Annotated in this window: 12 protein-coding genes, 2 tRNA genes and 1 rRNA gene; 2 read left to right on the top strand and 13 right to left on the bottom strand. The window is 45.2% G+C overall.

Annotated elements, in window-relative coordinates; genetic code table 11:
- Positions 1–148: 148 nt before the first annotated feature.
- The 5 genes from A0256_11485 to A0256_11465 form a co-directional block, all read right to left on the bottom strand.
- Positions 149–225: transfer RNA gene (locus A0256_11485), tRNA-Ala, on the bottom strand.
- Between the two features lie 87 nt (positions 226–312).
- A tRNA-Ile gene (locus A0256_11480) sits at positions 313–390 on the bottom strand.
- 159 nt (positions 391–549) lie between these two features.
- Positions 550–2,079 (bottom strand): 16S ribosomal RNA (locus A0256_11475).
- An 881-nt stretch (positions 2,080–2,960) separates the two neighbouring features.
- Positions 2,961–3,698: a hypothetical protein gene (locus A0256_11470; GenBank protein AMR31998.1), complete on the bottom strand. Its 738-nt coding sequence runs from the start codon at positions 3,696–3,698 to the stop codon at positions 2,961–2,963.
- A 293-nt stretch (positions 3,699–3,991) separates the two neighbouring features.
- Positions 3,992–4,246, bottom strand: a complete 255-nt coding sequence (locus tag A0256_11465; GenBank protein ID AMR31997.1) for a 30S ribosomal protein S20 — start codon at positions 4,244–4,246, stop codon at positions 3,992–3,994.
- Between the two features lie 224 nt (positions 4,247–4,470).
- On the opposite strand from A0256_11465, the gene A0256_11460 reads away from it, so the two are divergent.
- On the top strand, positions 4,471–5,436 hold the full coding sequence (locus A0256_11460; protein ID AMR31996.1) for a S1/P1 Nuclease: 966 nt from the start codon (positions 4,471–4,473) through the stop codon (positions 5,434–5,436).
- Between the two features lie 27 nt (positions 5,437–5,463).
- Here the strand turns inward: A0256_11460 and A0256_11455 are convergent, their stop codons facing one another.
- The 8 genes from A0256_11455 to A0256_11420 form a co-directional block, all read right to left on the bottom strand.
- Complete coding sequence (locus tag A0256_11455; GenBank protein ID AMR31995.1) at positions 5,464–6,120, bottom strand: hypothetical protein; 657 nt, start codon at positions 6,118–6,120, stop codon at positions 5,464–5,466.
- Between the two features lie 54 nt (positions 6,121–6,174).
- On the bottom strand, positions 6,175–6,918 hold the full coding sequence (locus tag A0256_11450; GenBank protein AMR31994.1) for a hypothetical protein: 744 nt from the start codon (positions 6,916–6,918) through the stop codon (positions 6,175–6,177).
- 11 nt (positions 6,919–6,929) lie between these two features.
- Complete coding sequence (locus A0256_11445; GenBank protein ID AMR31993.1) at positions 6,930–7,619, bottom strand: hypothetical protein; 690 nt, start codon at positions 7,617–7,619, stop codon at positions 6,930–6,932.
- 186 nt (positions 7,620–7,805) lie between these two features.
- A complete protein-coding gene (locus A0256_11440) occupies positions 7,806–8,930 on the bottom strand; it encodes a DNA polymerase III subunit beta (GenBank protein ID AMR31992.1) in 1,125 nt (374 codons plus the stop codon).
- Between the two features lie 37 nt (positions 8,931–8,967).
- Positions 8,968–10,608 carry a gliding motility-associated ABC transporter substrate-binding protein GldG gene (locus A0256_11435; protein ID AMR34518.1) on the bottom strand — a complete coding sequence of 547 codons (1,641 nt, stop codon included), beginning with the start codon at positions 10,606–10,608 and terminating at the stop codon, positions 8,968–8,970.
- A 1,036-nt stretch (positions 10,609–11,644) separates the two neighbouring features.
- Positions 11,645–12,172: a hypothetical protein gene (locus tag A0256_11430; GenBank protein AMR31991.1), complete on the bottom strand. Its 528-nt coding sequence runs from the start codon at positions 12,170–12,172 to the stop codon at positions 11,645–11,647.
- A 52-nt stretch (positions 12,173–12,224) separates the two neighbouring features.
- Positions 12,225–12,797: a hypothetical protein gene (locus tag A0256_11425; GenBank protein ID AMR31990.1), complete on the bottom strand. Its 573-nt coding sequence runs from the start codon at positions 12,795–12,797 to the stop codon at positions 12,225–12,227.
- A gap of 394 nt (positions 12,798–13,191) precedes the next feature.
- Positions 13,192–13,896, bottom strand: coding sequence for a multidrug ABC transporter ATP-binding protein (locus A0256_11420; GenBank protein ID AMR31989.1), 705 nt, complete (start codon positions 13,894–13,896; stop codon positions 13,192–13,194).
- Positions 13,897–14,248: 352 nt separating this feature from the next.
- Between A0256_11420 and A0256_11415 the strand changes: the two genes are divergently transcribed.
- Positions 14,249–15,727, top strand: coding sequence for a glycine--tRNA ligase (locus A0256_11415; protein AMR31988.1), 1,479 nt, complete (start codon positions 14,249–14,251; stop codon positions 15,725–15,727).
- The last annotated feature ends 152 nt before the right edge of the window (positions 15,728–15,879 follow it).

The following is a 15,879-nucleotide window of genomic DNA, read 5'->3' as shown; positions in this document are numbered from 1 at the left end:
AGCCTGCAACAGTCCTCTACTGTTGTTTTCTCTTTAATTTACTTCTTCCAATATGTCAAAGAACGTTTTGCTTGTTCGTATCAAGTCGTTAGTATCGTATCAAGACTTATCTTGCTACTTGATACCAGCTACTTGCTACTGCGAAGCATCGTGGAGAATAACGGATTCGAACCGTTGACCCCCTGCGTGCAAGGCAGGTGCTCTAGCCAGCTGAGCTAATCCCCCTTTCAGATTCGTATGCAGTGCCTCGTATTGCGTATTCACACCTGTTGGTGTCTTGATACCTGATACTTGCTACTTAATACTCGCCTATCGTAGTCCCGAGCAGATTTGAACTGCTGACCCCTACATTATCAGTGTAGTGCTCTAACCAAGCTGAGCTACAGGACTGTTTTTTACCTACAATACTGCCACTCTAATGGCTGAACCACTGATGGCTTCATCTTCCGGGTTGTTTTTTAGAGTTAATAAGAAAATAATCATGCAGGTAACAATTCGTTACCGTTTACTTCTGAAAAAAGATTTTGTTGCTTTAGATCTGCGGATAATGCTCCAGAAAGGAGGTATTCCAGCCACACCTTCCGGTACGGCTACCTTGTTACGACTTAGCCCCAGTTACCGACTTTACCCTAGGACGCTCCTTACGGTTACGCACTTCAGGCACTTCCAGCTTCCATGGCTTGACGGGCGGTGTGTACAAGGCCCGGGAACGTATTCACCGCGTCATTGCTGATACGCGATTACTAGCGAATCCAACTTCACGGGGTCGAGTTGCAGACCCCGATCCGAACTGTGAATGGCTTTACGAGATTGGCATCCTGTTGCCAGGTAGCTGCCCGCTGTACCATCCATTGTAGCACGTGTGTAGCCCCGGACGTAAGGGCCATGATGACTTGACGTCGTCCCCTCCTTCCTCTCTATTTGCATAGGCAGTCTGTTTAGAGTCCCCACCTTAACGTGCTGGCAACTAAACATAGGGGTTGCGCTCGTTGCGGGACTTAACCCAACACCTCACGGCACGAGCTGACGACAGCCATGCAGCACCTAGTTTCGTGCTCCGAAGAGCTGATCCGTCTCTGGATCATTCACTAACTTTCAAGCCCGGGTAAGGTTCCTCGCGTATCATCGAATTAAACCACATGCTCCTCCGCTTGTGCGGGCCCCCGTCAATTCCTTTGAGTTTCACCCTTGCGGGCGTACTCCCCAGGTGGAATACTTAACGCTTTCGCTTAGACGCTGACCGTATATCGCCAACATCGAGTATTCATCGTTTAGGGCGTGGACTACCAGGGTATCTAATCCTGTTTGATCCCCACGCTTTCGTGCCTCAGCGTCAATCACACTTTAGTAAGCTGCCTTCGCAATTGGTGTTCTGTGACATATCTATGCATTTCACCGCTACTTGTCACATTCCGCCTACCTCAAGTGTATTCAAGCCCGTCAGTATCAAAGGCACTGCGATAGTTGAGCTACCGTCTTTCACCCCTGACTTAACTGGCCGCCTACGCACCCTTTAAACCCAATAAATCCGGATAACGCTCGGATCCTCCGTATTACCGCGGCTGCTGGCACGGAGTTAGCCGATCCTTATTCTTACCGTACATTCAGCTCTCTTCACGAAGAAAGGTTTATTCCGGTACAAAAGCAGTTTACAACCCGTAGGGCCGTCTTCCTGCACGCGGCATGGCTGGTTCAGGCTTCCGCCCATTGACCAATATTCCTTACTGCTGCCTCCCGTAGGAGTCTGGTCCGTGTCTCAGTACCAGTGTGGGGGGTCATCCTCTCAGATCCCCTAAACATCGTAGCCTTGGTAAGCCATTACCTTACCAACTAGCTAATGTTCCGCATGCCCATCTTAATCCTATAAATATTTGATCACTCTGCAATGCCGCAATGTGATGTTATGCGGTGTTAATCTCTCTTTCGAGAGGCTATCCCCCAGATTAAGGTAGGTTACATACGTGTTACGCACCCGTGCGCCACTCTCATCAGGAGCAAGCTCCCAAATCCCGTCCGACTTGCATGTATTAGGCCTGCCGCTAGCGTTCATCCTGAGCCAGGATCAAACTCTCCATTGTATAATGTTGTTGTTTGCTCCAAGCCCTATTAAACTCAATCAATAGAAACTTGTAAAAAAAATATTCTCTTACATTATCCGCTATTTGATCTTTTAAGCTTCTTTTTTCTTCAGCTAACCGTCTCTCAACCGTTACGCTGCATAATTTTATTTTCTATCTCTTTTAAGAACTTGTTGAGTAGTCTGTCGCAGACTCCCTATATGTCATTACATCATTGCGATGCTTAAACTTTCATTATTTTGTTACCAGGAATTGCTCCCGGCCCCTAACTCCTTTTCCAAAACCGCTTCCGATTTTTTCTCCCTCGTTTTGGGATTGCAAAGGTAGAAAAGATTTTGTGTTTCGCAAACTTTATTTTTTATTTTTTGTTTGCCCCTTTTCTAACTCTTTTCAATGTACTACCGCTTCCTCGTTACCTCGTTTGCGGGGTGCAAAGGTAACAACCACAACCGTATTTCCAAACTACTTACTACTCTTTTTTTGGTGTATCTTTAACACACTGTATATCAATAATAAAAAAATGAAGCAATACCGGCGGGCTAGTGATGATGGCGATAGATAAGGGCAACCCATAAAAGTAACACTACCTTAAACTATACAAAATGGTACTTTCCCACCCTCATTCAAGTAAAGCCGCCTGGTGTGTGAGTTAGCGCAACGCGATATTTAATAGCAGTAAATGTGGCTCAACCGGTTTTTGCAGCTCCGCGTTAGCGATTGTAGCGGAAACCCCGCAGTGTAGTGACACTTCTATCAGCGGCACGAAACGAGGAGTTGCAGCGGAAAGCGCGGGCCGAAGGCAACGCCATAGCAAGACGCATCGTACCTTATATAACGATCTGCACAATTAAATGCTCCCCATACGTACTTTATATATATACTTTACAATTCGTTGTTATTAATGAATAAAGCGTCGCCCTGCACGATCTCTCCATTATTAAGTTTGTAAGCTGTCGAAGTATTTACCATTCTGAAATTTGCTTTTGTCAGCATTTCAAATACGTCAAAAAACGTGGATGAACCGTCATACATTGGTTTATATGAAAACTCTGTATAAACAGCACGTGTTGCTTTTAACGTGCGGGCTGCATTACTCAATACCAAATGCTCAGCTCCTTGCAGGTCAATCTTTATCAAATCAATCTTATCGAGTTTTAGGCCATTAAAGATTTTATCGAGGGTATCTGTTTTAACGGTGGTTTTTTGGGGATGAGGGATATTGAATGGCTTCAAATGTTCATCCTTCATCGGGAATAAGGAGCTCAACACGTCAAACTCCTCGGTGATATAAAAGTCTGCCTCGCTAGCTTTGTCAGACACTGCTGCGTTGATAACAGTAAAGTTACCCGTGGTAAACCGATGCTGTAGTGCTGCCGCATTGTGTGGTATAGGATCAATCAATACCGCTTTATTAACCTGGTAATAAGTATTTAGCGCATGGGAGAAATTACCTTTTGAAGCACCGATATCAATGAAGTTGATAGGATGCCTATTTGGCACCCATTCGGTGATATCAACCGGAACCCCAGCTCTGTTGAAGGGCATTTTGAGCAGATTAAGGAGGAGATACTTTCCCTCTTGCTTTAAGTTATTAGGCAGCAGTTTTTTTAATATGCTCATTTATCAAATAGTTGATGGTGTAATTATAATCAAAACGCATCAAACGAGCCATAAAATGCCGCTAAATAACGAATAAACTACAACTGGTAAGGGTTGGACAGCTCTCCTATTAATATAGAGTAGGTAGCACTGAGCAAGATATTGATAAACGACCATTCCCGTTGTTTGGCCGGCGACCGAGAACATGCTAGTTGCTTAGTTTCACCTAATTGAAACCGACGGGTTAATTTTGCTCAACAAAAAAAGGGATAATGCTTTTGCACTATCCCTTTTATATATTGTGGTTTAAGCGATTAGCTTAAAGCATTTACAAATTTGGTAAGCTTAGATTTATTGTTAGAAGCTTTGTTTTTGTGGATAACGTTCTTTTTAGCTAAACGATCTAACATAGAGATCACTTTAGACAATAGAGGAGTTGCATCAACTTTAGTGGTAGTGCCTCTTAACTTTTTAATAGCGTTCCTGGTGGTTTTAGCCTGGTACCTATTGCGCAGACGCTTCGCAGCGTTTGATCTGATTCTTTTTAAGGATGATTTATGATTTGCCATCGTATAGCTTTGTTATTCTTTCTTTATTTTAGAGGTGCAAATATAGGTTGATAAATTTTAATTTGCAAGAGCGTTTTTGATTTTTATTAAATTGCGAGGGTTGCATGCGGAATTTTCAAAACACAGAGAGCTCGGAGCAGACAAAGCTAAGTATGTAGCCTGTAGATCGACTAAGCATCTTTAGATATCAACAATCGAGATATAATTCCTCATCTTTACCTTTAATGAAGCGTGTGCTCCTCTCCTGCCTTACCGGTTCCCTTATCATCGTCCTCTGCTCCTCATGGGGGTTTTTCGCGCATTACCGCATTCACAGGGCGGCCGTTTTTACCCTGCCTAAAGAAATGGCAGGCTTTTACCGCGCTAACATTGAGTTCATTACCGAACATGCCATCAGCGCCGATAAAAAGCGCTACGTCGATTCGCTGGAAGCCCCGCACCATTTCTTTGACGCAGATCATTATGGCAAACAGCCTTTTAAGGTGATGCCGCAGCACTGGATAGATGCCGCCGCCAAATACTCTTCAGATACATTGAACAAATATGGCACGGTGCCCTGGATCATCAATGCCAATTACTACTGGCTGGTGAATGCTTTTAAACGACACGATACGACGGCTATCCTAACCCTCTCTGCCAACCTGGGGCATTATCTTTCTGATGCGCATGTGCCGCTGCACCTTAGCGCCAACTACGATGGCCAACTGACTAATCAAACCGGCCTGCATGGCCTGTGGGAAAGCCGCCTGCCGGAACTTTTCAGCAACAGGTACAATTTTTATGTGGGTAAGGCCAGGTATATTCCAAATCCCCTTGCAGAGGCTTTTGCCATTTGCCGGGCATCCTATAAATCGGTGGATACCGTGCTTCGCTTTGAGCGGATATTGAATAAACGCTTTACCGACTCCACCAAGTACGCCATGGAACAGCGCGGCAATCGCATGGTCAAAGTATATTCGGTGGCTTATAGCAGGGCATATCACCATATGCTGGCGGGGATGGTGCAGCGCAAAATGCGGCAATCTGTTTTAAGCGTTGGCAGCTTTTGGTTTTCGGCATGGGTAGATGCCGGCCAGCCTGACCTGAATAAAATGATCGCTAAGCCCCTATCCGCAGAGCAAATTCGACAAATAAATGAGGAAGCAGCTTTATACCGGAAAGGTAAAGTGCTAATTCTGGAAAAAAATTAAAAAGCAGTAAATATTCGTCGCTTCGTCTTACTTAGCCGCTTCGGGCTTTGACATCTTGCTCCTGATAAATGCGATGATCGGCGGCAATATCGAGATCAGCACGATACCGATGGCAACCAGGGAAAAGTTCTTTTTGAAGAATGGCACATTACCAAATAGATAACCGCCATACAGGAATAGTATGATCCAGCTGACACCTCCAATAACGTTATACAAGCTGTACCGGCCAAACGGCATCCGGCCAACACCTGCTACAAAAGGTGCTATGGTGCGGATGATTGGCATAAACCTGCTGAATATAACCGCCTTGCCACCATGCTTGTCAAAAAATTCCTTGGTTTTAATGTAATAGCTCAGCTTCAGGATCTTGTTTTCTTCTTTAAAAACCTTGGCTCCTAAAAAATTACCCAACATGTAGTTAACGCTGTTGCCTGCAACGGCAGCCACTACCAAAATCAGCGCCAGCAAATGAACATCCAGGCCAGATGCACCGCCTGCTATTAGCGCACCTGCTGCAAACAGCAGCGAATCGCCGGGCAGGAAAGGTGTTACCACGAACCCCGTTTCCGCAAAGATGATGAAGAACAGGATTAGATAAGTCCAGCTTTGGTATTGGCTGGTTATTTCGGCAAGGTGCTTATCAATGTGCAGGATGAAGTCTATCAGGCTGTGTAGTAATTCCAAAGCATTTAAATTTTTGCCAAAAATAGTAAGATAAAGCGTAACCGCGCCTTCTATTTATTTTTTATCGGGAATGGTGTTTAAAATGATGCCCGCATTGAAGGCAGCCGTATCGGTACGGTTTAGTAAGCCGTAGGTGTAAAGGGTATACAGCTTACCATCGAGCACGGTAACGTTTTTGAGCGTAGTTAATATGGTAGATGTTGCCGCACCGTTGGTAAACTTAAAATTATAAGTCCCCGCCGTAACCTCTTTATAGTCCGTAACGCCCTTGTAGCTCACCTTGGAGAAAGCCAGGGAATCGTTAGCTGTTAAATTTAAGCCGGTAGTGCCGGGCGATGCGTTAACCATCCGGATTTTGCTACGGCCAGGGGCGGGTATTGCGCCGGAATCTACCGTAAAAATATAGCTAAAGGCACTATCACTGCGCAGGCCGGTTAAATACCAGGTATACCGGATATTTTTGTTTAACTGCCGTGGCAGGGTAATTAAATTTGACTGGCTGCTGGTTGTTGTTAATGCCGGCCTTATTTGCAAAGGCGTATCGATAATGTTCATCAAAAAATAATCTGATGGCGTAGGATAACGATAAATGGTTGTACCCTGCTTTATAAAACTGGCGTAAAGGTTTACCGGGTTAATATTGGGGCTCAGGTTTACAATATTTAAGTAACCATTATTACTTCCCAAAGATGTTGTAGTGCTATCCTTACCGCAGGATACCAGTTGCGGTACAACCAGCACGCCGCAAATAAATAAACACAGGTATTTTAATATTACGCTTTTATTATTGCTTGCCATCCTATATCAATTTATTTATTAACCAGCATACCGGTGCCAAACTTCCCTCCGCCAGTACCTGCTAACGTTCCTTTTGCAAATAAGGTATAAACCGTGTTGGCCAACAAGGTGCGGGTGGTATCAGATATTGCCGTGGTAGTGCCGGCTTTTAGCACTTTAATATGCTTAAGGCCAGAGCCAACCGGTATAAACGCGCTGATGCTTTTATACGGCCTGACCGTAAATTTAAGCGTATCGCCAATGCTTACATCCAAATTCACTGAATCCGGCGATGCATTAACAAACCGCAGCATTGCCCGGTTTGCAGTATCACTTGTCAGGGTATCCAGGCTCATAAAAGTATCTTTAGCCTGGCGGCCGGCAATAAACAGGGAATACACCTGACCGGTATCTAAAGACAGTGGCAGATCAAACAACACAGCAGAGGAACGATACGGCTTAAACTGGTACGTTTGGTCGCCGTATTTTACATCCAGGTAGCCCGTGTTGCCAAAAGGATAGATAGAAGAAATGCTATTCACCCGGCTGCCATTCAAATAAAAATTCAGGGTATCGGTAGTGGCGCTGATCACATTCAGCTTGGTGGTAAGGGTAGACGACGTTGACGGCACATCGTAGTTCTTTTTACAGGAGTATACAGCAACGGCCATCAGCAACAACAAACATCCAATATAATAACCCTTAATTTTTTCGAAACGCATTGGCAGACTTTGTGCTAAATAAACAAATTGTTGTTACAATAACGTGCTTACCGCTATTAAAATATTCAACACCGCTAAATTCAGTTCTATTTAAATAAAAAAGTCCGGCACCAGCCAGACTTTTTTATGAGCAGTGAATGGTCGATTGAGACCATCGCTCTCCATTCACTCTTATCTAATGGCTATTTATGCGTAGCTGTTCAGCATTACCGGCATTACCAGCATCAAAACATCTTCGTTTTCATCACCGCCTTGTGGCAGCAATAAACCGGCACGGTTAGGGGTCGACATCTCTAACGATACCTCTTCGCAGGTTAAATTCTTCAGCATCTCTATCAGGAAGCGGGCATTGAAACCAATTTCAAGGTCATCACCTTCGTACTGGCAGCTCAGGCGCTCATGTGCCTCGTTTGCAAAATCAATATCTTCTGATGAAATATTTAGCTCACTGCCGTTTATTTTTAAACGTACCTGGTGAGTGGTTTTATTGGCATAGATGGCAACACGGCTCAATGAACCCAGGAAAGCCAAACGGTCTATCGCTAATTTATTAGGGTTTTCCTTCGGGATAACCGCTTCGTAATCCGGGTAGCGCTCATCAATCAGGCGGCAAACCAGGTTAATATTGTTGAACTTGAAAAATGCGCTGGTGCTGTTATACTCTACCGATACGTTTACATCGCTATCCGGCAAAGCAGATTTTAAAAGTGTTAACGCTTTTTTCGGGAGGATAAAAGAGGTGGTGCTATCTGCCTTGGCATCTTTACGGCGGTAACGTACCAGCTTATGGGCATCAGTAGCTACAAAGGTAAGGTGCTGGCTGCTTAGCTGGCAATATACACCCGTCATGGCTGGGCGCAACTCATCGTTGCTTACCGCGAAGATGGTTTTGTTGATCGCCTCGCCCAACACAGATGCGGGCAGGTTTACCGATGATGCGTTCTCAACTACCGGGATCTTCGGGAAATCTTCGCCATTCTCGCCGCTCAGTTTGTATTTACCGTCTCCGGCGCTAATCTCAATGGCAAAAGTTTTATCATCTACAGAGAAAGCTACCGGCTGCTCTGGCAGTGATTTTAAAGTATCCAGCAGGATGCGTGACGGGATCGCTATACGGCCATTTTCTTTTGCCTCTACCGGCAAGGAGGTAGTCATGCTGGTTTGCAGGTCGGTTGCAGAAATGGTTAAGTTTCCGTCTTTTATCTCGAACAAAAAGTTTTCCAGTATCGGCAATACGGTGCTATTGCTTAGCGCTCCGCTTACAGACTGCAGTTGCTTGAGTAATGTTGATGTGGAAACTATAAATCTCATAATGGGTTAGTCGTTTGTTCAACCAAAAGTATAAAATTTAATGTGCATACTTCCGCTTGCGGATATAATGTTGAAAAATAGCGAATATTAACACTATTGCTATCGGCACTACATTGTTGATGATCTGCCAGGTGAGTTTCTCGCTGCGCACACGGGCTTTATCCAGCAACCGCAGCTGGATCTCTTTATTCCTCAGCGATATCAGCCCCGAATCATCCGCCATATAATCGGCAATGTTCAGCAGCAGGTTTTTGTTGCCAAAGGTTTGGTGGGTGTAACGGTCGTACCCTAACGGGTATGGCGAGCCATCGGCCCCTACCTGGTTACGCAAAATATCACCATCGCTCAGCACCACCATTTTGGTTGCTTTACTCTCTGGAATGATCTCCACCTTTTCGTTCAGCCCGTCGGGAATGGGCCGGTTACGGAAATCAGACTTGAATTTACCCTCCAGCAATACGCCGGTAATGCGCTGCGGATTATCAAATTCCTCCCGCTTTGGCTCCTGCTGCAGGGCCTGTAGGGACATCATGTAAGGCACCCTGATCTTTTTGTTATAAGGAGAGGTATTCAGCAATACCGTTTTTCTGATGTTCTTCACATCCAGCAGATCGATGGTACTGGCAAACTGGCTGCTGATGCCATCCAGGTTTTTTACGATAGGATGTTTGGATAGCGGAATATAAATGGGATAAAACAACCATCGCAGTAACTGGATCTGTGCCTGCCCCCCCAAATTACCCGTGGTTACCGGGATCTCGGCACAGTTCATATCGGCGATGAGATCATAATTGATCCGCACACCATAGCTGAACAATTGATCGTCCAGGTTCAGTTCTTTATTAAATGCCAGTTGTTCGCCGCCGTGGCCCCTAAGGCTGTCCAGCTCCGCGCTTACCTGGTCAATCGCCCAAAGCACGCGGCCACCACGCATAAGATATTGATCTATCTTAAATTTTTCCAGCTCGGTAAACGCTTTATTGGGTTTTGCTATCACCAGCAGGCCCAACTTGCGCAGGCTATCAAATGGTATCGTAGTCAAGTTTACCCGGCCTACTAAATAGCCGTCGGACAATGAACGCATCCCGTCATTTAGCTGTACATCGTCCAGCTCCTGGTGCCCTTCTGTAAAACCAATCCTTTCCCTGCCTCCGCGGCTCACTTTTTTAATGGCCGATGTAAATGCGTATTCCAGGTTTTGGATGGAGTTATTCAGTTGCTCCTCGTACGATGAATTGAGATTGCTCTGCGTCTCCAGCAATTTCACGGGGATGCTTTTATCGCCAGAGTTAACCAGTGCAAATGGAAACATTACCTTTTGCTGTACACCATCTTCTGTTTTAACACTTAGGTTTTGTGCCTCTACCCCTTGTGATGCGAGGTTCTCAAACGTTTGTTTTTGCTGCTCCTGCGATTGCCCCTTCAACGGGTCCACAAAAATAAAAGTTAGCTTGCGGTTACTGTAAGCCTGCAGATCGCTCAGCATATCTTTAACACCCGTTTGCAAGCGCTTAATGCCACCAGGAAAATTATCCCCCTGCAAATAAACGCTGACGGTAACTGGCCCACTCAAACTATCCAATATATTGCGGCTGACGGGCGATATGGTAAAGCGCTTCTCCCTGGTAAAATCGAAACGGGTAAATGCCCATGTAGAAAATATTTGAAGGGCTATCATCAACCCAATGGCCGATAGGAACTCGGTATTTATAAATTTCTTTTGCTGCTGCCTCTGCAAAACAAACAGCGTAAGCCAAATGAAGAGTGTATCCAGCAGGATAAAATAAACCAGGTCGCGGGTATCCAGTACGCCGCGGCTTACCGAATTATAATGTTCGGTGATCCCCAGGCTTTGCAGGCTCAGGTTTTGTAGCGAGAGCAAACCACTCAGGGAATCGAACCCGCTATAGAAAAAGAAGCATAAGAAAACAGCGATGGTAAAGGCAATCACCTGGTTTTTACTCACCGAAGAAGCAAACAAACCGATAGCCGTAAAAGCCGAGCCCAGCAAAAACAGCCCGATATAGGAGCCGATAACTGCACCGGTATCGATATTGCCCTGCGGGGTGCCTAATGTATAAACGCTGAAATAATATACAAGCGTTGGTACCAGGGCAAACAGCACGACCAACACACCGGCAAAATATTTACCCAATACAATTTGAAGATCGGTTAAAGGGCGGGTGAGTAATAGTTCAAAAGTACCCTCGCGGCGTTCCTCTGCCAGCGAACGCATCGTTATAGCCGGCACCAGGAACATAAATAGATATGGAGCGGTGCTAAAAAGGCTGTCGAGCCCTGCGTAACCGTAAGCCAGGATGCTGGTGTCAGGAAAAACCCATAAAAATAAACCTAAAACCAACAGGAAAACGCTGATGGTAACATAGGCTACCAACGAACTGAGGTAGGTGGTTATCTCTTTCTTTAATATAGGGAACACGTTATGGCTTTAATGTTGAAAGGTGGTAAAGTTACAATTTGCAGTGTTTCGGCAATAACAATTACCAGCAACTAACGAAAATTTGCAGAATAAATTTGATCTGCTGCTGCAATAGCTTGGATTTAAATGCTGACGTGGCCAGGATTCTCCTGCAGTTTCGGGCGATTATGCGGCCGAACCGCCCTGATAGCAGACTGGGCTGAGCAGCATTGCAGAATTTAATGATTTGATATATTCATGCCTGGCCCTGGTAAGTAAGCGCTGTATTTTAAAACTATAACCATTCTGCGCGATAGGCAACACGCAACGCACCAAACCTGATGGTCTGGTCACCCCAGTCTTCATACCGGAAAGAAAAATCTAAACTATTGTGGGTTGTAACCTGCAATGTGTAGCCAATCCCTACTGTAAGGTTAAAATACTTCTTCTTTTCGTAATTTGTTTCAATAGCGGCACCAAGTTCGCCCTCGGTGTATATACCGCCACCAATAAAATATTTTGCACCCACTTTAACAGGAATGAAAGATGCCAGCGGTGTTGAACCTGTTGGATTTTTGTAGGCATCTTTTATAAAAAACCTATTGTAAGCACCCGTTGCCGTTAAACTTAAACCTTCGCCCAGCGGATATTCACCTTTGAGAGAGACGCCCACACCGTACGGAAAGAATGCATTTTTCCGGGTGATCATCCCTTCGGCACCTATACTGATGGCTTTATTATTAGGCTGGGTGATAACGTTGCTATCCTGCCCGTGTGCGTAAACTGTAACAAAAGCAAATAGTATAAATATCAGTCTTTTCATATCAAATTACGGTTTTGTAATACGTTCAAATTTTATTTAAAATCATTTGCTATCACCAATTGAAGCGATACGCCGCCCTAATGGCCGTTTGCTGCAAACGGCCACTGCCCCAATTCTCATACCGCAGCCCAACATCCACACCGGTTTGTTTGCCGGTGGCGATAAAAAAGCCCGGACCAAGCGAAAATGCGAAGAGCGTATTTTTTGTATAGTTTGTTGCTAAAGCGACACCGGTTTCACCCTCTATATAGAAACCCTCCCCGGCGTAGTATTTGACACCGGCTTTTAAGGGCACGAAGCCAGCCGCATCCTGCGTTTTGTTGTTGCCTATCAACCCGCCTTTATAATAAAAATTGGTGTAGCCTGCCGTTACACTTAGGCTAAGTGAAGAAATCAGCGGCACTTCTGCTTTGCCGGAACCACCAAACCCAATGTTATAGATGCTGTTGCTTGGAATACCCAGATCTAGCCCAACCCCAAAACCTTTACCTGAAGTTTGGCCATGCGCATATCCACAGCAAGCTATAAAAATTAAAAGTAAAAACAATTTCATGTGCGATACGGATGGGTTTAGCTTGGCCGAAAATACGATTATAATTTTCCTTTTTAAAGTTTTACAGAACATAGCTCAGAGAAATTTTATTTTTAATATACCCGACTGCAATTACCGGATATGATGGGCTTGAAACCCTGATTTTCAAAAATATGACAATTGCCCGGCGAGTTAGCAAACCCTAAACCTTTCTGAAATGCGTAAAGAGGGAAGCGTGGCACCTATTTATTATTTTCACCCTCTTTACGTAGCAGAAAGGGCCGGGCAGTTAGCAAACCCGGGGTAAGTATACTCTGCGGCTGATGATTAGTGTTGCAATTTTTGAACAATCAACGTTTCAAACTCATCCGCGCATGGTGTTCCGCTAGAAATCCTAAACGCAATTTTTCTGATATCTAGCTATCACTATCATCTAGTTAAACGTAGGTCACCAATTAGGGCCAGCTAGATAATCTCTCCTCTTTTATTAATTAGTTAAGCTGATGAAGATGCTTTCCAGTGATTTGCCGTCATTACTATCCCGCAGGTTTTGCAGGGTATCGTTTGCTGCTATGGTGCCTTTATTAATAATAATTACCCGGCTGCACACGGCCTCCACCTCCTGCATAATATGGGTGGATAATACAATGGTTTTGGTTCTGCCCAAATCGGTTATCAGCTGGCGGATACCAATCAACTGGTTTGGATCCAGCCCGGAGGTGGGTTCATCCAGTATCAGCACCTGCGGATCATGGATGATAGCTTGCGCCAGCCCTACTCTTTGGCGGTATCCTTTTGAAAGCTGGTTGATCTTTTTATGCTGCTCGGGCGCCAGGCCGGTTTGTTCAAGCACTTCCTTGATGCGTTTTTCCGGTTGGGATAGTTTGTGGATGCCCGCCACAAATGCCAGCGCTTCTTTTACATACATATCAGTATACAGCGGGTTACTCTCCGGCAGGTAACCGATGTTTTGCTTTACCTCCAGGGGGTTTTTGCTGATATCAAACCCGCATACAGCTGCGCTGCCCGATGTTTGCGGAATAAAACAGGTGAGCATTTTCATGGTGGTAGATTTACCCGCGCCATTTGGCCCCAAAAAACCCAACACGCCCGGTCCTGCAGAAAATGAAATATTATCCACCGCTTTCTGCTGCCCGTAAATTTTTGTTAAACCTGATACCGAAATGCTCATTGGCGGTAAAGGTAGAAATTAGTCCGAAAGTCGGAAAGACGGTAAGTCCGAAAGATAAAATTAGTCCGAAAGTCGGAAAGGTAAATTAGTCCGAAAGTCGGAAAGACCGTAAGTCGGAAAGATTGATTTCCGGTTGTAAAGTCCGAAAGATAAAATTAGTCGGAAAGTCGGAAAGACAGTAAGCCGGAAAGATTGATTTTCGGTTGTAAAGTCCGAAAGATCGCTTCTCTGGTCGGAAAGTCCTTTTACCTCCCAGACTTACTGCCTTTCGGACTTCCCGACTAAAAACTTGCTGCCTTTCGGTCTTTCGGTCTTTCGGACTTTCCGACTAAAAACTATCTTTGCCTTCATTATGAGCAAATCGACCGACGAACTTTTTAAAAATGTTATATCGCACGCCAAAGAATATGGCTTTGTTTTCCAGAGCAGTGAGATCTATGACGGCCTGAGTGCTGTTTATGATTACGGCCAAAACGGTGTGGAACTAAAAAACAACATCAAGACCTATTGGTGGAAAGCCATGGTGCAGATGAACGATAACATTGTAGGGCTTGATTCTGCTATATTTATGCACCCCACCATCTGGAAAGCAAGCGGCCACGTAGACGGCTTCAGCGACCCGATGATTGATAATAAGGATAGCAATAAACGTTACCGTGCAGACCAGTTACTGGAAGATAAAATTGCTAAACTGGACGAAGAAGGCAAAACCAGCGAAGCGGAAGAGCTGCAGCTGGAGATGGATAACGCTTTAAAAGCGGAAGACCTGCCCCGCCTGCGCGAGCTAATTATTGAACAAAACATTACCTGCCCGCTTAGTAAAACCGCCAACTGGACGGATGTGCGCCAGTTTAACCTGATGTTTAGCACACAGGTAGGTGCCATAGCTGATGAGTCGGAAACCATTTATCTTCGCCCGGAGACGGCGCAGGGTATTTTTGTAAACTACTTAAACGTGCAAAAATCTGGCAGGATGAAGATCCCTTTCGGTATTGCGCAAATTGGTAAAGCTTTTCGTAACGAAGTGATTGCCCGGCAGTTCATCATTCGTATGCGCGAATTTGAGCAGATGGAAATGCAATATTTTGTACGCCCCGGCACGCAGCGCGAGTGGTTTGACAAATGGAAAACAGCGCGTTTGAACTGGCACCTGGCCTTAGGTACCGATGCTGCCAAATACCGATACCATGAGCATACCAAGCTGGCGCATTATGCGGATGCCGCCTACGATATTGAATTTGATTTCCCGTTTGGCTTCAAAGAGGTGGAAGGCATCCACAGCCGTACAGATTTCGACCTGAGCCAGCATGAGAAGTTCTCGCGTAAAAAAATGCAGTACTTTGATCCTGAGGTTGACCCGGAAACCGGCAAGCCTTATGGTAACTATATACCCTATGTAATTGAAACATCGATAGGTTTAGACCGGATGTTTTTGCTGACGATGATCAATGCTTTTGAGGAAGAAGACCTGAGCACTGAAGAACGCCAGGACAGCCGTACCGTTTTACGCCTGCACCCTTGCCTGGCTCCTGTTAAAGCCGCTATTTTCCCGCTGACCAAGAAAGATGGCCTGCCGGAAAAAGCCCGCGAAATAATGGACAGCTTAAAGCTGAACTTCAACCTGCAATACGAAGAGAAGGATGCTATCGGTAAACGCTACCGACGCCAGGATGCCATTGGAACGCCTTTCTGCATCACGGTAGATCACCAGACCTTGGAGGATAACACCGTTACCATCCGCCACCGCGACAGCATGGCCCAGGAGCGCGTAGCCGCTGATCAGCTGGAAAAGATCATTGGCGATTTGGTAAGCTGGAAGAATTTATTGTAGTGCCCCCTAACCCCCTGAAGGGGGAATAGAAGATATTAAAGAAAGCGCCTGGTTTACGGGCGCTTTTTTTATGATGTGGCCGTCTTGGGATTTATTGGATAAGTTATTTACCTCCCAACCTAAATTAGCCACAGAAAGAAACCCTTACTTAA

It is taken from the genome of Mucilaginibacter sp. PAMC 26640 (assembly GCA_001596135.1).
Taxonomy (GTDB): Bacteria; Bacteroidota; Bacteroidia; order Sphingobacteriales; family Sphingobacteriaceae; genus Mucilaginibacter.
This window is presented reverse-complemented; position numbering and strand designations above follow the sequence as displayed.